Below are 19,431 nucleotides of genomic sequence, written 5' to 3'. Positions count from 1 at the left end.
GACGGTCAGCTTTGCTCGTCATCCTCCATGTCTTGCTCCAGCTTCTGCCGCAATGACGCCATGATCTTTTGCATCGTCTTGATGTCATCCAGCGCAATCCCGTCCGAGAGGCTGTTGATCCAAGGAGCTTGCAAAGCCATGGCGGCAGCATAGGCCTGTCTTCCCCCGTCAGTCAGAACCACAAGTTGCGCTCGCCGGTGGTGAGGGTTGGTCTCGAATGCGACAAGTCCTTCCTTCTCGAGGTCGTTGACGATCCGCTGCACGTTTTGCCGATTGGCGCCCAGATTGCGAGCGAGCCACGCCACGGGCTGCGGGTGCTCGCCCTTGAAGATGGTGCCGAGAATCTGCCAGCGGGCGCTTGTCAGTCCGAGCGGCGCGACAAGCCGATCGCCGGCTGTCAGCAGACGGCTGTTGAGTCTGAACAGTTCGAGCATCAAGCTGCCCATCGCTTCACCGGAAGGGCTTCGCCTTGTTCTTGTCATATGTCTCTATAAAGCTTTGTTGACAACATGATGTCATATTGGCATCATTTGATCCTACCAGAATGACAGCAAGCAGCCATCAACGGCGAGGGGCCAAGCGTGCCCGTTTCAAAGGACCAGCGCATGACATTGAGCAATAGCACTATCCTCATTACCGGAGGCTCCAGCGGCATCGGATTAGCGCTTGCGCGACGACTTCTTCAATACGGCAATCGCGTCATCGTCTGTGGCCGAGGGGCTGAGGCGCTGACTCGCGCTCAAGTGATCGAGCCGGCGCTGATCACGCGAATCTGCGATGTCACGAACGCCGGGAGTCGAAGGGAGCTGGTCGACTGGATTGCTGCCGAACACCCGGACCTCAGCGTCGTTTTCAACAATGCCGGGGTCCAATCTCGCCGCAGCTTCACCGGGGATCATGCGTTGGACGACCTGGAACAGGAGGTCGCGATCAACTTCACTGCGCCGGTGCAGCTTATCGGTGAGCTGCTGCCGCTGCTGCGTCGACAACAGCGGGCTGTCATCGTCAACGTCACGTCGGGATTGGCCTTCGCGCCAATGGCCGACGTTCCTGTGTACTGCGCAACCAAGGCTGCGCTGCACTCGTTTACTCTCAGTTTGCGGCATCAACTTCGCCACACCGCGGTCAAGGTCGTGGAAATGGTGCCTCCAATCGTCGACACGGGCCTGGGTGGTGACACTCGCAGCGACGGTACAAAGAACGCCGGGATGATGAGCCCGGACGCTTTTGCGAGTGAAGCGTTGGCGCTCCTCGACGAAGATCGCGATGAAGTGATGGTCGGCCTGTCGATCAACACCCGCCAGCGCGGCGAGTCGCTGTTCCAGCGTATGAATGGGGGTTGAGCTCATCCAGCCACTTCCGTGTCGGTGCGATTCGGCTCCTATGAACTTGGCTCAGTGAACCTCGGCGTCTGAACGGTACAGATCCAACAAGCGCTCCATGTCGCGGCGCGGCGGCGCACCAAACTGCCGGCTGTATTCGCGACTGAACTGCGACGGACTGAGGTAGCCGACCTGGAAGGCAGCGGCGGATGCGTCCAGCTGCTCTGTGAGCATGAGCCGGCGCGCTTCGTTCAGGCGCAGCAACTTCTGGAATTGCAGCGGGCTCATCGAGGTGAGTTGGCGGAAGTGGTGGTGAAGGCGGGAGGTGCTCATCTGCGAGAGTGCAGCGAGTTCCTCGATGTGCAGCGGCACTGCGAAGTTTGATTTCAGCCAGTCGATGGCCCGTGCGACCCTACGGCTCTGACTGCCGGCCGAGGCGAGTTGGCGCAGCAGCGCGCCTTGATCGCTGACCAGAAGCCGATAGAAGATTTCCTTTCGGATGAGCGGTGCCAGAACGGGGACGGCCGCGGGTTCGTCGAGCAGCTTTACCAGGCGGTCGAACACTTCGAGCAACGCCGTCGTGGTCTTTCCCAGGCTGATGCCCCGGCCAAGGGGTCGCTCGCGCGTTTGTCGAGGCAGCTCGGTTTGCAACATCAGTTCTGCGATTGCACGCTCGTCCAACCTCAGCACCAGACTCAGGTAAGGGGCCTCGCGACTGGCTTCGACTGTTCGCAATACGACCGGAAGGTCGAGCGACGTAATCAGGAACCTGTGCCTGTTGTATGCAAACACATCGTCGCCGAGCAGCGCACGTTTGGCGCCTTGAATGGTGAGTGCAATGGCCGGCTCGAGCATGCAGCTCATGGCCTCCGTCGGCGCGTCATGCCGGTAGAGGGTAAGGCCTGAGCTGCCAGTGGCGAACTGCTCGACGCCGGCGGTCCACCGGGCGATGCGCCCAGCCAGCGACGACCGCACGGCCTCGAACCGTTCGGCCTCTTCGGAGCGACTTGTTTGCTTCCGCTTGTTCATTCGACGCATGGTAGCGAAGGAACCCGGCCGTAGTGCCCGACCGTCGCGTCTTCAGGACGAATAGGCAAGAACACGAGGCAATTGGTCTAGTGCGAAACGAGTGGCGGCGTCGACAATGGGCGCATCGATTTCGGAGGCGTGAAAGCCCATGAACACCAGGCAACTCTTGATGTTGGTCGCATCGGCGGCAACGCTGTGCCTTTGTCTATCCGCCGTCGCTCAGGAAGCGCAGGCCCCCGTCGTGCGCTGGGCGGATCTGGAAATCGATCCGGCGCAGCTGGAAAGATTCAAGGCAGCGGCTAGTGAGAATGCGGAGGCGACCCGCCGATTGGAACCGGGTGTGCTGGCCTTCCATGCGGCGGCTGAAAAAGGCAACCGGACGCGCATCCGTGTGTTCGAGGTGTACAAGGATGCAGGCGCATATCGAGCCCATCTGCAGACACCGCATTTCCAGCGGTTTCGCGCCACCACGGAAAAGATGATGACGGCCCGCAAGCTGTACGACACCGTGCCCATCCTGCTCGGTTCGAAGCCGCAGTTGCCCGCCACAGCACTTGTGCGTATCGCCGAACTGGAGATCGACCCGGCACAGCTCGAAGCTTACAGGGCGGCCGTAACGGAGGAGATCGAAGCGTCGATCCGCGTCGAACCCGGCGTGCTGGCCATCTATTCGGTAGCCTTGAAGGACAACCTGTCGCATCTTCGGTTCTTCGAGATCTATGCGGACGAGAACGCCTACCGCCAGCACATCGAATCGCCGCATTTCAAGAAATATGTGGACCTCACCAAATCGATGATCACGGCGCGCAGGCTTTTCGAGGCCGAACCCATCGCCGCGAGCGCGAAGGCACGGTGAGGCGCGCTGTCACGCCAAGGAAAACTTTCATGAAGTCGAAACGATCTCTGCTGTTCGTGCTGTCGACCGCCGCCTTCATCGGCGGCTTGCCTGCAAAGGCCCTGCACGCTCAGCCGGTTCCCGGAACCAAGCCACCTGCCTACTACATCTCCGAATTCGAGCTCACCGATCCGGAAGGCATCAAGCCCTACGGCGCAGCAGTCGAATCGACCTTCGCGCCGTTCGGCGGACGCTACGTCGTGCGCGGCGGCAAGGTCGCCTCGCTGGAAGGCGAGCCCACCAAGCGTCTCATCATGATCGCGTTTCCGAGCATGGAACAGGCTCAGGCCTGGTACGACTCGCCCAGGTACCGGGAACTGATGCCGATCCGGCACAGATCGGCGAAGTCACGGGTCTTCATCATGGAAGGCTTTGCCAACTAGAGGCGCGCTCGGACGGTCGGAGCTTCAATCCTGCACAGACAGGCGATACACCCGTGCTGCGGTGCGACGGAAAAGCGCTGACTTCTCGTCCGCGGACGCGTCGCGGACTATGTGCTTGAGCGCATTCCACAAGGGGACGAATCCGGCTGCACGGCCATCGGGCGGATAGTTGCTCTCCATCATGCATCGCTCGGGGCCAAAGGCTTCAATCGCGGCCTCGACGTAGGGCTTCCATGCGGCGGCGAGCTCGAGATACCCGACCGGATCGGCCCGCTTCTCGAAGCCGAAGCCCCAGAACGGCAACCCGAGCCCGCCGATCTTGCAGGTGATGTTTGGCCGGCGACCAAGCTCTCGCAGGGAGGCGCACAGCTTCTCGAACACGTCCGCGCGTCCTCGGGCATCCAGGTCCATGGCCATGGCCTGGCCGATATGATTGAGCACGATGCTGCCATCGGGGAATGCATCGGCGAGCTGCGCCACTTCATCGAGCTGATGGTGGAACACGGCGGCGTCGAAGGTCAGCCCGCGGGCGACCACTTCGCGGAACCCCGCGTGGAACTTCGGATGCTTCATGATCCCGCGCGCCGGCCTGTTCGTGACATAGCGGAACGGCGCGTCGCTCTCATCCTCGATGGTGATCTGCCGCACGCCGCGAAAGCGCTCGGGTGCGCGTGCGAGCGCCTGGTCGAGGAGTTCGCCGACCTGCTCGCCAAACCGGAGGTCGGCTTGGCCGATGATTCCTGCACAGATGCGGCAGTCGCCGTATGCACCACTGGCACTCATTGCGCCGATGCCGTTCGCAAACTCAACCTCGCCCAGCGGCCGGAGCAGCTCCGGTCCGTCGGGTCGGCTGAAAGCGAGCGTTTCGACAAAGATGGACGCCACGATTCGATGGCCCGCGCGGACGTCCGCCAGGTAGTCCTCGAACATATAGCGTAGCGCAGGACGGTCGAACAGATGATGCGCGGAGTCGATGATCGCAAGCTCGGGGTCCAGGATCGGCTCATCGCGACCGGCGTGAAGCTGAGGGTAGGGGTGCAGGTTTGTCATGACAGTGGCTCGGTACGGGCGGCTCAGTTCTTGGTCGCGGCATCTGCGAATCGGATGCCGGCTCTCGCTTCGTACAGCCGCGAGAGTTCGTCGAGGTTGGCATCGCCTCCAAGCTCGTTGGCGCCGGCCTCGACCGTGCTGCGTACGGTGTGCGCGATGAGCATCGGAGCGCCGGCCTCCATGCCGAGTCGGCAGGCGAGGTCCAGATCCTTCACCATCAGCTCCAGCCGCAGCTGGGCCGTCTGGCCGCCGGAGGCGAGGGCGGGCATGATGCGTTCGAAGGCCTGCGTCCATCCCGAGCTCTTGTTGATGACCCGTTCCATGTCGCCGAGCTTCAGGCCGATCTTGACGCCGAGCGCAACGGTTTCGTAGGCGATCAGGCGGTTGCACGCCCCCAGGGTGTTCTTGATCAGCTTTGCCACGTTGCCGCTTCCACTGGGGCCGAAGTACACGACCGTCGGGCCGGTGCGCTGCAGGATCGCACGCACCCGGGCGAAGGCCTGTTGCTGTCCACCGCAGAAGGTGACGATCTTTCCTTCCGCGGCGCCCTTCGGTCCTCCCGAGACGGGTGCGTCGATCATCGCGACCCCCAGGGCCTCCAGTTCAGCGGCCATGGCCCGGGTGGCTGCCGGATCGCCGGTGGTCTGGTCAACCACGATCTTGCCCTTTGACAATCCTTCGCCGAGGCCACCACGGCCGAATAGCACCTCCCGCACGACGGCGGAGGTGGGCACGCAGATCATGATCACGTCGCAGGCGCGTGCCAGCGAAGGCAGGTCGGGAGCGACGACGGCGCCAGCCGCTTCAAGGTCCCGCACAGCGTCCGCGCGAACGTCGTGGATGTGAACCTCGCACGAGCTGTCGAGGAGCCGCCGCGCAATGGCGCCGCCCATGGCACCGAGGCCCACATAGCCGATGACGGGGTGCTGGGCCGACGCGTCGGCGGTGTCAGGCACCTCGACTTGATCGACGTCATCTCTCAGCCGCGTCGCTGCCATCGATTCGATGAGGCCGATCATGTCTTCGAGGCGGGCCTTCGGCCCCACGGTGTTGACGCCGATCTGGAGCAGAGCCCGGGCGACGCCGGCGATCGGGATTGGCGCTCCAGCTTTCATCGACAGGTGGATGGCTTGGTCGACGTCCTTGACCATGAGTGGAAGCGCGAAATCGCTCGAAGGCTTGCCTGCGAGAAGTGCCGGGAGCGCGACCTGGGAGATCCGGCTGCGTCCTGTGCTCTGGTTGATGGCCTCCGTCATCGCGGCCAGCGAGAGGCCTTGCTTCCTTCCCATGGCGACGACCTCGAGCGTTGCGAGGCGGCATGCGGCGTTCATCGCATTGTTGAGCATCTTGATGGCCTGTCCATCGCCCAGGCGCTCGCCGCAGCGCACGACTGTCGGGCTGATGGCGTTCAGGACGTGCGCGACCTGCTGGAAGGCCGAGTCGGGACCCGACACCATCATCGTGATCCTGCCTTCTTCTGCAGCGGCAACGCCGCCGGCCACCGGAGCGTCCAGCATGACAACACCCCGCAAAGCCAACTCGCGTGCAATGGCGCGCGTCTCCTCGGGCACGCCACTCGTCTGATCGATCACGATGGATCCCGGCGCAAGTGCTTCTGCCATTCCCTCGGGGCCAAACATCAGGTGATGGACGTCCGAACTCCGGGGCAGGCACAGCAGGACGATCTTGCACTGCCTCGCGACTTCTGCGGCGGTCGGCGCCACCACAGCTCCGGCGGCTTCGAACCTGCTCGCAGTCTGAGGGTTGAGGTCCCACACATGCAATCGACAGGTACCGATCAACCTGCGCGCGAGCGCGCCCCCCATGGCGCCAAGTCCGATGTATCCCACATGCACGGCTGTCATTGCATTTCCATTTCGATGATTGAAGCAGGTCCGGGTCTTCCGCGGGCCTTGCGATGGAGCAAACGCAAATTGCGTACCGGCGTCAGTACCTAGCTGCACCTCGTCCACGCGGACATGTGTGTCCTGCACAAGGACATTGATGTCCTCCGTAGCGGCGCTTCGGGTCTGATCGGCACCGGGCGCGCGTGGCATGAGTGTTGCAGCCGGCACACCAGTTGGCATCGGCTCACACACAGACATCAGAGGTAATGCATGAATCACTACGGAATGTTCTACTTGGACGGGCAATGGGTGGAGGCACCAGGCGCCGCTCGCTTCACGCTTGTCAATCCCGCGACCGAGGCTCCCCATGCGACCGTGAGCCTCGGAAGCTCTGACGATGTCGATCGTGCAGTCGGTGCAGCGCGCAAGGCGTTCGCATCGTTCAGCAACACGACCAAGGCCGAGCGCATCGCGTTGCTGGAGCGCGTGGTCATGGAATTCGAGGCGCGCGAGGACGACATCATGGCCGCCGTCTCCCTCGAGATGGGCGCTCCCCGCGGCATGAAGGCGCACACGCGCACGGGGATCGAAGCCTTCCGCCAAGCCATCGTCACCCTTCGCGAGTACGAGTTCGAGACTCGTCTCGGTACCAACCTCGTCCGGCGCGAGCCGATCGGTGTCTGCGGTCTGATCACTGCATGGAACTGGCCGGTCCAGCTGATCTGCACGAAGCTCGCCGCCGCACTGGCGGCGGGGTGCACCGTGGTGTGGAAGCCCAGCGAATTCACGCCACTGAGCGCCTTGGGTCTCGCAGAAGTCATGCATGCGGCCGGGGTGCCACCTGGGGTCTTCAATCTCATCAATGGCGATGGCCCGACGGTGGGCAACGCGATCAGCCGGCACGCCGACATCGACCTGGTGTCCTTCACTGGATCTACACGAGCTGGCGTTCTCGTCGCGGAAGCAGCAGCAGCCACCGTGAAGCGTGTGTGCCAGGAGCTGGGTGGCAAGTCCGCCAACATCATCCTTCCCGACGCCGACCTCGCGGCCGCCGCACGATGGAATATCGCACGGGGGTTTTCCAACAGCGGGCAGTCCTGCCATTCGCCGACACGTATCCTGGTGCACGAGCAGCAGCTTGAAGAATTGAATGCGCTCCTGGTGGAGGAGGCCGGCAAGATACGCGTCGGTGACCCCCAAGATCCAGCCACGACGCTGGGGCCGGTGGTCAACAAGGCCCAGTTCGAACGCATCCAGACCTATATTCAGATCGGCGTCGCCGAGGGCGCCGATTTGGTTTGCGGCGGACCGGGGCGACCCGAAGGACTGGATGCCGGCTTCTTCATCAAACCGACCATCTTCTCAAATGTGAACCCGAGCATGACAGTTGCCAGGGAGGAAATCTTCGGCCCCGTCCTCGCGGTGATTCCCTATGCCACCGAGGCCCAAGCCATCGAGATCGCCAACGGCACACCGTACGGCCTTGGCGGGTACGTCTTCTCGTCCGACCGCCGCAAGGCCTATGACATGGGAGCGCAGCTGCGCGCCGGCCGCATCTTCTTTAACGGCGCGCCCAGCAACTACGTGGCTCCGATGGGCGGGTACAAGCAGTCCGGCAACGGGCGCGAGATGGGCGTATTCGGTCTGGAGGAGTACCTGGAAGTCAAATCGATGATCGGCTTCGACGAACCAGCAGGCGCCTGATCGTGCTTGCCCCGAAGGTGGGGGCTCTTCGCGCCGCACGACGTCATGCTACGGGTCCCGCGGCTTGGTGAGGCCGGCTGGCGCGTGCGGTGTCACCGTGCGAGATGGCGGTCGAAGAAGGTCCGCAGATCGGCGAAATGTTGCCGGGTCTCCTGCGCGTCGGCGTTGAACATGTACTGCGCATGGGACATGCCCTCGAACACCACGAGGTCTGCCACGACCCCGGCATCGCGCAGCTTGCGGTGACGCGCACCGTGTTGCTGAGGAAGAGGTCGCGCGTCCCCGTCGTCAGGAGGGTCGGTGGAAAGCCCGCGAGATCGCCGTACACAGGCGACAGCAGGGGGTCCTTGAGATCATGACCGTTGGCGTACAGCGCGGCAGCGTCGCCGAGCCAACCGTCGTGGCTGACCAGCACGTTGTCGACCATCTCGTTGGTGAAGTAGCTATCGCCGGTCTTTGTCATATCGGACCAAGGCGTTCCGGGGGCCACGGCGGCGGGCAGTGGCAATCCCTCGCGCTTCGCGCGCAGCACCATCGCCAGCGCCAGGCCGCCACCTGTGGAGGTGCCGAAGATCGCCACGCGGCTCGGGTCGGTCGATTTCACGACCTCTCTGTACACCGCCATTGCATCGTCCAGCGCAGCCGGGTAGGGATGGTCTGGCGGCATGCGGTAGTCGATGGAAACCACCTTGAAGTGGCCGAAACCCGCCATCAAGATGGCCTCGCTGGTGCCGGCCTCGCCCGGGTTCAGCACATAGCCGCCTCCGTGAACATGGACCAGCACGCGGCGGAGATTTTCCGGCGAGGTCACCCGCGGCGCGACGGTGAACACCTTGACACCAGCGATGACGCTTGGCTCGACCGTCACTTCGAGCTTCTGCCGCAGAGCCGGCAGGCCACGGACAGCCCCTTCGGCGCGCTGCTGCACCCAGGTCCGCCATTCTTCGGTGCTCTTCGGATGCGCGTTCCAGATCGGCGAAGGCCCGCCTGCGATCATCGTGCGCAGTTGCGGACTCACCGTGCCGGGCACCGGCATCAGGCGGGCGGGAATCTGTTGGGCGGCCTTCTGATCGGTTACCGCCGCCACCGGCACCTGCGGACTGCGCACCACGTCGATTGCGCAACCCTGGCCGGCCAAGATTGCCGTGGCCGCGGCGAACAGCAGCATGCTTCTCTGGAGCCTCATTGGGCTTGTCTCCTTCGCGGTTCTTGCCTCCAGTTCGATCTTTGGAGCGACGCGCATGGCGCACCGCACTAGAACGACGGGATGCCCACCGTGTTGCCTCCGTCGACAGGGAGGACCACCCCTGTGATGAAGGCCGCGTCGGCGGAGAGCAGAAAGCAAATCGCTGCGGCGATGTCTTCCGGTTCGCCCGCACGGCCGAGCGGGTGGGCGGCACGAATTTTTCTGACGTTCTCCGGATCCTCGAACATGGACGAGGTCATCGCGGTGCGAATCATCCCCGGTGCTACGGCATTTACGCGAATGCCCAGCGAGGCCAGCTCCAAGGACATCGACTTCGTGATGCCCGAGACGCCGAACTTCGACGCCGAGTACCCGAGGCGATTGGGGATTCCCACGATCCCGGCGCCGGACGTGATGTTGACTATTGCGCCTGGCGACTTTGCGTCGCGCAGCGCGCGCGCGAAGGCCTGGCAGACATTGAACGTGCCATCCAGGTTGATCGACAGCACCCGGCGCCAGGCGTCCGGCTCGAGATCGAGTACGTTGCCCACGCTTCGGATTCCGGCACTGTTGACGAGGCCGTAGAGCTGTCCGAAACGCGCGGCCGCGCTGGCGATCAGCCCGGCGACCTGGTCACGGTCGGTCACGTCGACGCGCGCGGCAAGAATGCGGCCGCCATCGTTGAACTCGGCGGCGAGCTGTTCCACGTCCTCCATGCGCACGTCGGCCGCAACGACCGAAGCGCCTTCCGCAAGAAGGCGGCGAACGCAGGCTGCGCCGATGCCGCTGCCGGCACCAGTCACCACAATGGTCTTTTCATCAAAGCGGCTCATCTTCGACTACTCCTTGGTCCAGCCCAGATCGGTGGCGAATTTGTGCAGCCGGGTGGCTTCAGTCCGTATGTAGGCATTGAATTCCGTCGGCGGCATCACCATCGGCTCAGTCGCTTCCGACTGCATCCGCTCGTTCAACTCGACGGTCGCGAGCGCGTCGCGCAATGCGGTCGAAAGGCGATTCACCACATCCGGCGGCGTGCCGGCGGGAGCGAAGAGGCCGAGCCAGTAGTAGTAGCTGAAGCCCGGCAAGCCCTGCTCGGCGAATGTCGCTACGTCCGGCAGCGCCCGCAGGCGAGTCCCCGATGTCACGCCAAGAGCTTTCAGCCGACCGCCCTTGAGGTTGCCGACACTGCTGCTGTAGGCGTCGAACAGCATGCTGACGCGCCCGGCAATCAAGTCCGGCATTGCCGCTCCGTTGCCCTTGTACGGCACATGCAGCAGTTGTACTCCCGCCTGCCGGACGAACATCTCCACCGGGATGTGGGTCGCGGAGCCGACGCCGGCGGAACCGTAGCTCAGCTTGCCCGGTTGGGATTTCGCTTGCGTCACGAATTCCGTCAGCGACTTCTCGCGGCGGTCCGTCGCAACCACCATGATCGCCGGAGAGCGTGCCATGGACCCTACGCCGGTGAAGTCCTTCAGCAAGTCATAGCCGGGATCCTTCTTTACCACCGGCTGAAGCATGATGGTGGCGCCGGTCGAAAGCAGGGTGTAGCCATCCGCGGGTGCGGACTTGACGTGTCGGATGCCCACCAGACTGTCGGCGCCTGGGCGGTTGTCGATGACGACCGGCTGTCCAAGCTTCTCGGACATTCTCTGTGCCACGAGGCGCGTGGTGTTGTCGCCCCAACCGCCCGCCGCGGTTGCGACGACGATGCGGACAGGACGGGTCGGGAACGGGTCTGCTGCAAGGGCAGGTGCCGTCGCGACCATGGCGAATGCAGCTGCAGCCGCGGCTCGAAGCCAATCATTCATGCTTAGTACTCCAGGTATGCCGCTGCTGTTTCAAGACGTACCGATCTTCACGGTCTTGCTCAGTTCACGCCATTTGGCGAGTTCGCGCTCGAGGTACTGTCGATACTCCTCGGGCGGGGCGACCTTGGGTCGCAGGAACATCACCTCGCGCATCCGCTGATCGACTTCCGGCATGGCCGAGACCTTGTTGAAAGCCTCGTTGAGTCGCTGCACGACCGGTGCGGGCATGCGTGCCGGTCCCATCAACCCGAAGAACGTGTAGGAACCCATCGACTTGAGTGCCGAGCCGCCTGCTTCGGCAACGCTGGGAACGTTCGGCAGCGACTTGAGTCGCTGCGCTCCGGTGACCGCGATGGCCTTGACCTTCCCCTCAGTGACGAGCGGGACGGCGAACTGCGCCGTGATCATCGACAAGTCCACATTGCCGGCCATGGCGTCGCGCGTGATCTCCGCTTCACTCTTATAGGGAATATGGGTAAAGGACGCGCCCGTCACACTGATCAGATATTCCATCTGGAGGTGGTTGCCTGAGCCGATGCCGCCGGAGCCGTAATTGAGCTTTCCAGGGTTGGCCTTTCCATAGTCGACCAGCTCAGGCAACGAGCTCACCGGGACGCCAGGCTTCAGGATCAGCACGGCTTCCGCTTCGGCAAGCAGCGCAATCGGCGTGAAGTTCTTGAGCACGTCGTAGGGCAGATCCCGACGAACGCCAGGATTCTGCGCAAGCGCTCCGCCGGTCCCGATCCACAACGTGTATCCATCCGGCGCGGCATTCATCACGGGCTGCGCCGCAAGAAGTTCGGAGGCACCTGGTTTGTTGTCGATGACAACGGGCGTGTTGAGGACTTCCTGAAGCTTGGCCGCGTAGAGGCGAGCGAGACTGTCGGTCCCGCCGCCGGCGCCATAGCCGATCAGAATCTTGATCGGTCGTGACGGGAACTGTTGAGCATGCGCACCACCTGCCACAAGGGCGGCAGCGCAAGCCATGGCAAGGGTGCGGACAATCGCCCCCGTGAGTCGAAAGAGCCGAGGAACTATCGCATGGCATTGGATCTTCATTGTCTGTCTCCGGATGCAAAGGTTTGGTCTACGAAAAGGTGTCGGTCTGGTCTGCACGTAGGTAGGACCGGTGGAAACTTCCGCAGCGCTTACTTGGCCGCGGCCTCGAACAGGTCGAGCGCTGCCTTGCCGGCCGCGAGCCCGGCGGGCCAACCGGCGTAGAAGGTCACTTGCACGATCAGGCCGCGCAGTTCGTCGAGCGTGATGCCGTTCTCGAGGCCGCGTCCCATCCATACCTTCATCTCGTCGACCTTGCCGCCAGCGGCCAGCACGCCCAGGGTGACCAGAATGCGGTCGCGGTACGCCAGCTCCGGCTGCTTCCAAACGTCGCCCAGAAGGACCTGTTGGCGGATGCGTGCGAGCTGCGGCACATGTTCATACACGAGGGCGGCATCGGCGGTGGTGGGTTTCAATGTCATTTGATGTCTCGAAAGGGTAGGGATCTGGTCGGCTGTGCTGTGTAAACAAACGGGCGGGCGCTTGCCTCATTCCATGGTGATGCCGTTCTCCTTGACGACGCGGCTCCACCGCGCGTCTTCTTCGCGGATGAACTGAGCGAACTCAGGTCCGTTGCGGAGCTTCACGGTTAGCCCAAGCTTGACGAGTTGCTCGCGGACGCCAGGATCGGCTGCGCCCTTGGTGAACGCCTGATGCAGGCGGTCCCGAACATCCGCCGGCGTCTTGGCGGGCACCATGAATCCGTACCACACGGCCGGGTAGAAGTCCGCGAAACCAAGTTCCGCCATCGTCGGTACGTCGGGAAGGCCCGGCAGCCGCTGCTCCGATGTCACGGCAAGGACCCGAATGCCGCCAGTCTTCACCATCTGCATCCCCTCGAGGCTGGACACGAACATCAGATGAACCCGGTTGGCGGCCACATCCTGAATGGCCGGCGCTACACCTCGGTAGGGGACGTGGGTGCCTTGGATCTTCAGGTCACGCAGCAGACGCACGGGGGCGAGGTGCCCGAGCGACCCCATCCCGCCCGACGCATAGCTGAGCCCACCGGACATGGCCTTTGCGAACGTCACGAGATCGGGAATGGACCGGATGGTTGAGCTGGCCGGCACTGCCAAAAGCAACGGCACTGATCCGACACCAATAACGGGTGCGAAATCGCGCCCCAGGTCGTACGGGACGCTTCGCTGCAGACTGCCCACGATGACGGCGTTGGGAGTCACCTGCAGGATGGTGTATCCGTCCGCCCGCGCGCTGGCCGCGGCCTGAGTGCCTATTACGGTGTTCCCTCCGGCTCGGTTGTCGACGACCATGGACTGACCCAATTCCGCCCCGACCTTTTCTGCAAATACGCGTCCAAGGATGTCGCTGGAGCCGCCCGCAGCGAAGGGAACGATCAGCTTGATGGGGCGCGACGGATAGGTGGCCGTCTGCGCTGTGACGCTGCCCACAAGGCAGGTGGCTGCGACGACAGCCGCCAAGGTACGCGCAATGCGCTTCAATTCGATCATCAAGGTCTCCGCTCTTCTGGATGGGTGCTTCGCGATATGGAGCCTCTGCAAAGCCTGTGCCCGCGCCGTCGAGGCCATGGAAGCACGTAGGCACACCCTGGTGTACGGGCCATGCACATCGCCTGCTTTTGCCAAGGACAGAGTGGTCGGTGGGCGCACATCGCGGGCAGCGCGCGCGGGAGAAGAGGTGGGCTTGCGTGCACCGAGGGGACTGCACAGGAGCCTCTCTGGCATCGCACTTGCAACGGATGTCGCATTCGATGCAAGTGATGAACTTCGAATGAGACAGCCCTGAGCATGCGGAGGTGCAATGAGCAACCAGTCAAGAGGTATCGACATCCCATGAACGCTGTGCAACGCACGATCCTCGCCTGCGTCTTCGCGCTTATCGGCGGCCTGGCCACGGCGCAGACCAACTGGCCTGCCAAGACCATCCGCATCGTCGTTCCGTTTCCGGCTGGCGGGCAGACTGACGTAGCTGCCCGGGTGATCGGTCAGGCGCTGGGCGAATCGCTGCAGACAGCGGTCATCATCGAAAACAAGGCCGGGGCGCACGGATTCATCGGTGGCGCGGAGGTGGCCAAGGCGCCTGCGGATGGATACACCTTGCTGATGGCGAGCACCGGAGCCATTGCTATCAACCCGCTGCTGCACGACCGGATGCCATACGACCCGAACCGCGACTTCACGCCCGTCTCGCTGCTGATGACGGTGCCCATCGTCATCATGGCAAACACGCAGTTGCTCCCCCTGCGAAGCGTGCAGGAACTGGTCGCGCATGTGAAGGCGCACCCGGGACAGGTCAACTTCGCCTCGGCTGGCAATGGGGGCTCCTCGCACCTGGTGGCGGAGTACTTCAAGCATCGCACCGGCACCGTGATGACACATATTCCCTACAAGGGGGAGGCTCCTGCGACGGCGGACGTGGTGGCGGGGCAGGTGCACCTGATGTTCAACACCCTGGTAAGCACGCTGCCGCACCTGAAGTCCGGCAAGGTGCGCATGCTTGCGACCACGACGCGCGAGCGGCTGCCGGAGTACCCCGAAGTGCCGACCGTCGCCGAGGCCCTGAACCTCAAAGACTTCGAGGCTTCGTCGTGGGCGGCCTTGTACGCGCCTGCGGCCACGTCACCGGAGATCGTCGCTCGCCTCTCGGCAGAGGTGGACGCTGCGCTCAAGCGCCCCTCGGTCGCGAAGCGCCTCAAGGAACTGGGCGCCATGCCGGTCGGCGGGCCGCCCGAGCGCCTGGCGGTCCTGCAACGTGTGGAACGGGAAAAATGGGGGCGGGTGATCAAGGCTGCCGGGATCAAGGCGGACTGAGCTTGTCCGTGCAGGGCATGTGCCCGCGCAATGTGTCGGCGGCCTTGGAAAAGTTCTCCAAGGGGGCGACCTGACTTTCGAACCTGGCTGTTCGATCGTTGCTCGCGAATGCCTGACACGCTTGTACTTTCGCGGACATCGAGCCGCCTGCCTCGCAGGCGGACCGCGTCCGCGATTCCATTCACGTCAGAAGGCTTGTGTCTGCACCCAAGCCGGCGACGCCAGCTCCAGATCAGAACGCGTGACGGATACCCAAGTCGTATCCCGTCGAGGTCTTCGGAGTGAAGACGCCGGCCGGCGTGTTGAAGAAGGCCGGGCCACCCGCGGTCAGGCTTGCACCGTTCTTGTTGCGCACGCGTGCAACCGTGGCATACAGGGCCGTGCGCTTCGACAGGTTGTGCACGTAGCCGAGGGCAAACTTGTTGGCCTTCGGATCGCCAGCGAACGACAGCGGCAGATTGAAGTCGTACTTGACGTGCGAGTAGGCCACGCGGATCAAGCCAGGCCCCACGGGAACTGTGGCGCCGACCAGGTAGCCGTCCAGGTCGACATCGGGCGTTCCCCCGGGAAGCGGCGTAATGTCGTATTCGGTCTCGCGCTTGGCGCGGGCGACTTCGCCGAAAAGCTTGACGGGCCCGAAGTCGTACGAGGCGCCCAGGGTTGCGACCTTCAAGTAGCTGGTGGTCCCCGCGTAGAAGCTGTCGCCAGTCGTGGTGTTGCCGTAGGCAACCGCGACATCCAACGGTCCATTCTGGTAGCCGAAGCGGCCGCCGAAGTAGCGGCCGGCGCGCGTCGTGGCCACGGTGCCTGGATTCAAGAGGCCGGCTGCGGAAATACCGGGCGGTGTAGCGGTGCCAGGGTCGTACTTTGTGTTCTCGTGCAGCGCGTACATCGCCTGGCCATAGAAGCCGCCAAGATTGCGAGGCAGAAAATACCCAATGCTGTTGCTGTTGCGAACTGAGCTGTTTCCTGTGACGTTCGTGATTCCGGGAACGGGCGTGATGGTCGGGCCGAATGCTGCAAAAGAGCCGTTGATCACGGTGTGGATCAGGTTGGTACCGGCGCCATTGGTCCCGAATGGATCGAACACGGTTTCGTTCCAGAACGAAGGGGTGTAGTCGCGACCCAGGCGAAGCTCACCGAAACCGCCCGAAAGACTGACGGTTGAACGACGCGCGAAGGTCGAAAGGCCTTGCTGGCCATCGTCGTTCGTGATCGGCGCTTCGAGCCAAAAGCTCGCTGCCAGCCCGCCACCAAGGTCTTCAGTGCCTCGAAAGCCAAAACGGCTGGAGTTGTACGCCGAGTTGCGCAGTTCCGTGCGGCTTGTCTTGACGCTGCCACGGTTCAGGTAGGTCGGATTCAGAAGCGTGGGGCCATTGAGGTCTTCGGCACGGTTCGAAAATCCGCTGATGGAAGTATCGACCACGCCGAACATCACGACGGACGACTGGGCCGAGGCAGCGCCGGCCACGGCCAGGGTGGCCAGGGCCACGAGAGTTTTCTTCATTGCAAGTTTTCTCCAAAGGTTAAACATCGGGCTCCGACGGAATGAGCTCACCGCGACGGGCATTCGTTGCTCCATCGGACCCCTGGGTCAACCTCCTTATGGGAAGCTGTCGCTGTTGCGCATGCGGCGCTTGTCTCGGCAGCGCATGTGCGTTTTTCCCTCGCTCCGGCTGTTGGCCGTCCTGCTTCTACTGAATGAAGCGACAGCGGCAGAAGGAGCAAGGGCGATGCCAGCCGTCCGGCGCGCAATTCGCCTGTGAATGCCCTCGCAATTCCGTTGTCGTGTCTTCAATGAAGGCGCGTGTGTCCCGCTTGCGTACAGGTGCCGCTGATGGACACACTGAACGGTGCGATCACGCTTCGCAAGTGCCAGGGAGCCGCAGGTGGCGGTGCTGGTGCGCGCTCGATCGCCTACTTCTGATCCCGGAATGCTGGATAGAGGTTGACATAGCCGCGTTCCACGCGCTTTTTCGCGTGCTTGGCGGCGAGCTCGCGTGACAGCGGCACGAAGCCGCAGCCTTGCACCAGCCGTTGCATGAAGGCGGCACGCGCGGTGACGGCGATGGCGTCGTGCAGCGCATGTTCATCCCAGCCCGCCTGGAACACTTCATCGGCATCGGCTTGGGAGACCTGAGCGGGTGTCACGGCCAGCTTGCGCACGAAGCCGAGAAGCGTCCTCAAGCGAGGCTCCACCGGCGCCGCGTCAAAGTCGGCGACCAACTGCTCCACCAATCCGTTCTGGATGCCCCATGCGTAGGCCACTTCAGCGTGCGCCACGCCCACGAAGTCGCAGCCCGCCACCGCTGCCGCATAGGCGAGCACCAGTTCGCGCTCGCCCTGGCTCAGGGGTGAAGGGCCGTTCATCATGGCCTGGCTCATGGTGGACCAGGGACCGTAGATCTCCGGGTATTGCATGAAGACGTTCGGCGGGCCAGCGTCGGCGGGGAGCGAGGGGAGAAAGGGCATGGGAAACCTCCGCAGGAAGGTAGGTGCCGTGGCGCAGCAGGATGAGCGGACTGATCGCCCTACTCGATCGCCTTGCCCATGTCCTCGACCACCTTCTTGGCATCGCCGAAGACCATCATGGTCTTATCCATGTAGAACAGCTCGTTGTCCAGACCGGCATAACCCGCGGCCATCGAGCGCTTGTTCACGATCACCGTCTTGGCCTTGTAGGCCTCCAGGATCGGCATGCCGTAGATCGGCGTGCCCTTGGTGAGCGCAGCAGGGTTCACCACGTCGTTGGCCCCCAGGATGATCGCCACGTCGGCCTGCGCGAACTCGCCGTTGATGTCTTCCATCTCGAACACCTGGTCGTAGGGCACTTCGGCCTCGGCCAGGAGCACGTTCATGTGGCCGGGCATGCGGCCGGCCACCGGGTGGATCGCGTACTTCACCGTCACGCCCTTGTGGGTGAGCTTCTCGGCCAGTTCGTTGACCGCATGCTGGGCCCGGGCCACCGCCAGGCCGTAGCCCGGCACGATGATCACGGTCTCGGCATTCGAGAGCATGTAGGCCGCGTCGTCGGCGCTGCCGCTCTTGACCGGGCGCTGCTCCTTGGCGCCGCCTATCGCGGCCGCCGCCTCGCCGCCGAAGCCGCCCAGGATCACGTTGAAGAACGAGCGGTTCATCGCCTTGCACATGATGTAGCTCAGGATCGCACCCGAGGAGCCCACCAGCGAGCCGGCGACGATCAGCATCGCGTTGTTCAAGCTGAAGCCGATGCCGGCCGCGGCCCAGCCCGAGTAGCTGTTGAGCATCGAGACCACCACCGGCATGTCGGCGCCGCCGATCGGGATGATGATCAGCACGCCCATCACGAAGGACAGGAGCAGCATCAGGAAGAAGGCGGTCCAGCTCTCGGTGGCCATGTACACCAGGCCGAGGCCGATGGTCAGCAAGCCGAGCGCCAGGTTCAGCATGTGCTGGCCCTTGAATTGCACGGGCGCACCCTGGAACAGGCGGAACTTGTACTTGCCCGAGAGTTTGCCGAAGGCGATGACGGAGCCGCTGAACGTGATGGCGCCGATGGCCGCGCCGAGGAAGAGCTCCAGCCGGTTGCCCGCCGGGATGGCGAAGCGCGCGAAGCCGTCGATGAGCACCGTGCCCGCGGGCGTGCTGCTGCCGACCACCGCCGGCACCGGCGGCGGCGTGATGCCGAAGGCCCAGGGCTCGACCACCGCGGCCACCGCGATGAAGACCGCTGCCATACCGATCATGCTGTGGAAGAAGGCCACCAGCTCAGGCATCTGGGTCATCTCGACGGTCTTGGCGCGCCAGGCGCCGTAGCCGCCGCCGACCACCAGGCCCAGGAGCACCCAGGCCATGCCGAGCGCCTTGCCGCCGGAGAGCTGCACGATGAGCGCGGCGGTGGTCAGGATGGCGATGGCCATGCCGGCCATGCCGAAGATGTTGCCGCGGATGGAGGTGGTGGGGTGGCTCAGGCCCTTCAAGGACTGGATGAAGCAGACCGAGGCGATCAGGTACAGCAGCGTGACGACGTTCATGCTCATGCTGCATTCCCCTTGTCGGCCGCGGGCGCTTGCTTCTTCTCTTTCTTCTTGAACATCTCGAGCATTCTCCGGGTGACGAGGAAGCCGCCGAAGACGTTGACCGCGGCCAGCGCCACGGCCAGCACGCCCATGGTCTTGCCCAGGCCGCTTTCGGTGAGCGCCGCCGCCAGCATGGCGCCGACGATGACGATCGCAGAGATGGCATTGGTGACGGCCATCAGCGGCGTGTGCAGCGCGGGCGTGACGGTCCAGACCACGTGGTAGCCAACGTAGATGGCCAGCACGAAGATGATCAGATTGATGACGGTGTGCGAAACGGGATCCATGGTCTTTTTTC

19 protein-coding genes are annotated in these 19,431 nt (G+C 63.5%); 5 read left to right on the top strand and 14 right to left on the bottom strand.

Going from position 1 to position 19,431, the window contains the following annotated elements; translation table 11 throughout:
• Positions 1-5: 5 nt before the first annotated feature.
• Positions 6-434 carry a MarR family winged helix-turn-helix transcriptional regulator gene (locus ACSQ9I_RS16860; protein WP_436315766.1) on the bottom strand — a complete coding sequence of 143 codons (429 nt, stop codon included), beginning with the start codon at positions 432-434 and terminating at the stop codon, positions 6-8.
• Positions 435-605: 171 nt separating this feature from the next.
• Between ACSQ9I_RS16860 and ACSQ9I_RS16855 the strand changes: the two genes are divergently transcribed.
• Positions 606-1,343, top strand: coding sequence for an SDR family oxidoreductase (locus ACSQ9I_RS16855; protein ID WP_436313832.1), 738 nt, complete (start codon positions 606-608; stop codon positions 1,341-1,343).
• Between the two features lie 51 nt (positions 1,344-1,394).
• Here the strand turns inward: ACSQ9I_RS16855 and ACSQ9I_RS16850 are convergent, their stop codons facing one another.
• Entirely contained in the window at positions 1,395-2,351 is a 957-nt protein-coding gene (locus tag ACSQ9I_RS16850; RefSeq protein ID WP_436313831.1) for an AraC family transcriptional regulator N-terminal domain-containing protein, read from the bottom strand.
• A 148-nt stretch (positions 2,352-2,499) separates the two neighbouring features.
• Here ACSQ9I_RS16850 and ACSQ9I_RS16845 point away from each other — a divergent pair, with 148 nt between their 5' ends.
• Positions 2,500-3,207 carry a putative quinol monooxygenase gene (locus ACSQ9I_RS16845; RefSeq protein ID WP_436313830.1) on the top strand — a complete coding sequence of 236 codons (708 nt, stop codon included), beginning with the start codon at positions 2,500-2,502 and terminating at the stop codon, positions 3,205-3,207.
• A 29-nt stretch (positions 3,208-3,236) separates the two neighbouring features.
• Positions 3,237-3,629, top strand: coding sequence for a DUF1330 domain-containing protein (locus tag ACSQ9I_RS16840; protein ID WP_436290124.1), 393 nt, complete (start codon positions 3,237-3,239; stop codon positions 3,627-3,629).
• Positions 3,630-3,653: 24 nt separating this feature from the next.
• On the opposite strand, the gene ACSQ9I_RS16835 is transcribed toward ACSQ9I_RS16840, so the two are convergent.
• Positions 3,654-4,679, bottom strand: a complete 1,026-nt coding sequence (locus ACSQ9I_RS16835; protein WP_436313829.1) for an amidohydrolase family protein — start codon at positions 4,677-4,679, stop codon at positions 3,654-3,656.
• Positions 4,680-4,702: 23 nt separating this feature from the next.
• Complete coding sequence (locus ACSQ9I_RS16830; RefSeq protein ID WP_436313828.1) at positions 4,703-6,652, bottom strand: NAD(P)-dependent oxidoreductase; 1,950 nt, start codon at positions 6,650-6,652, stop codon at positions 4,703-4,705.
• Between the two features lie 144 nt (positions 6,653-6,796).
• Between ACSQ9I_RS16830 and ACSQ9I_RS16825 the strand changes: the two genes are divergently transcribed.
• The gene (locus ACSQ9I_RS16825; RefSeq protein WP_436313827.1) at positions 6,797-8,230 is read left to right on the top strand and encodes an aldehyde dehydrogenase family protein; all 1,434 of its coding nucleotides are present in this window, start codon (positions 6,797-6,799) and stop codon (positions 8,228-8,230) included.
• 43 nt (positions 8,231-8,273) lie between these two features.
• Here the strand turns inward: ACSQ9I_RS16825 and ACSQ9I_RS16820 are convergent, their stop codons facing one another.
• The 6 genes from ACSQ9I_RS16820 to ACSQ9I_RS16795 form a co-directional block, all read right to left on the bottom strand.
• Complete coding sequence (locus tag ACSQ9I_RS16820) at positions 8,274-9,398, bottom strand: alpha/beta hydrolase (RefSeq protein WP_436313826.1); 1,125 nt, start codon at positions 9,396-9,398, stop codon at positions 8,274-8,276.
• An 86-nt stretch (positions 9,399-9,484) separates the two neighbouring features.
• The gene (locus tag ACSQ9I_RS16815; protein ID WP_436290130.1) at positions 9,485-10,249 is read right to left on the bottom strand and encodes an SDR family NAD(P)-dependent oxidoreductase; all 765 of its coding nucleotides are present in this window, start codon (positions 10,247-10,249) and stop codon (positions 9,485-9,487) included.
• 6 nt (positions 10,250-10,255) lie between these two features.
• Positions 10,256-11,227, bottom strand: coding sequence for a Bug family tripartite tricarboxylate transporter substrate binding protein (locus ACSQ9I_RS16810; protein ID WP_436313825.1), 972 nt, complete (start codon positions 11,225-11,227; stop codon positions 10,256-10,258).
• Between the two features lie 30 nt (positions 11,228-11,257).
• Positions 11,258-12,286, bottom strand: coding sequence for a Bug family tripartite tricarboxylate transporter substrate binding protein (locus ACSQ9I_RS16805; protein WP_436313824.1), 1,029 nt, complete (start codon positions 12,284-12,286; stop codon positions 11,258-11,260).
• An 89-nt stretch (positions 12,287-12,375) separates the two neighbouring features.
• Complete coding sequence (locus tag ACSQ9I_RS16800) at positions 12,376-12,705, bottom strand: carboxymuconolactone decarboxylase family protein (RefSeq protein WP_436290133.1); 330 nt, start codon at positions 12,703-12,705, stop codon at positions 12,376-12,378.
• Between the two features lie 66 nt (positions 12,706-12,771).
• A complete protein-coding gene (locus ACSQ9I_RS16795; protein WP_436313823.1) occupies positions 12,772-13,755 on the bottom strand; it encodes a Bug family tripartite tricarboxylate transporter substrate binding protein in 984 nt (327 codons plus the stop codon).
• A 342-nt stretch (positions 13,756-14,097) separates the two neighbouring features.
• On the opposite strand from ACSQ9I_RS16795, the gene ACSQ9I_RS16790 reads away from it, so the two are divergent.
• Complete coding sequence (locus tag ACSQ9I_RS16790; protein ID WP_436313822.1) at positions 14,098-15,075, top strand: Bug family tripartite tricarboxylate transporter substrate binding protein; 978 nt, start codon at positions 14,098-14,100, stop codon at positions 15,073-15,075.
• 232 nt (positions 15,076-15,307) lie between these two features.
• Here the strand turns inward: ACSQ9I_RS16790 and ACSQ9I_RS16785 are convergent, their stop codons facing one another.
• From ACSQ9I_RS16785 to ACSQ9I_RS16770, 4 genes are all read right to left on the bottom strand, one after another.
• Positions 15,308-16,582, bottom strand: a complete 1,275-nt coding sequence (locus tag ACSQ9I_RS16785) for a porin (protein ID WP_436315765.1) — start codon at positions 16,580-16,582, stop codon at positions 15,308-15,310.
• A 410-nt stretch (positions 16,583-16,992) separates the two neighbouring features.
• Entirely contained in the window at positions 16,993-17,547 is a 555-nt protein-coding gene (locus ACSQ9I_RS16780) for a carboxymuconolactone decarboxylase family protein (protein ID WP_436313821.1), read from the bottom strand.
• Positions 17,548-17,606: 59 nt separating this feature from the next.
• Complete coding sequence (locus tag ACSQ9I_RS16775; RefSeq protein WP_436313820.1) at positions 17,607-19,094, bottom strand: NAD(P)(+) transhydrogenase (Re/Si-specific) subunit beta; 1,488 nt, start codon at positions 19,092-19,094, stop codon at positions 17,607-17,609.
• Positions 19,091-19,420 carry an NAD(P) transhydrogenase subunit alpha gene (locus ACSQ9I_RS16770; RefSeq protein WP_436290139.1) on the bottom strand — a complete coding sequence of 110 codons (330 nt, stop codon included), beginning with the start codon at positions 19,418-19,420 and terminating at the stop codon, positions 19,091-19,093. Before ACSQ9I_RS16770 ends, ACSQ9I_RS16775 begins: the two co-directional genes overlap by 4 nt.
• Between the last annotated feature and the right edge of the window lie 11 nt (positions 19,421-19,431).

The sequence above is a fragment of the Variovorax sp. LjRoot84 genome (genome assembly GCF_964254305.1).
Classification (GTDB): domain Bacteria; phylum Pseudomonadota; class Gammaproteobacteria; order Burkholderiales; family Burkholderiaceae_C; genus Variovorax.
This window is presented reverse-complemented; position numbering and strand designations above follow the sequence as displayed.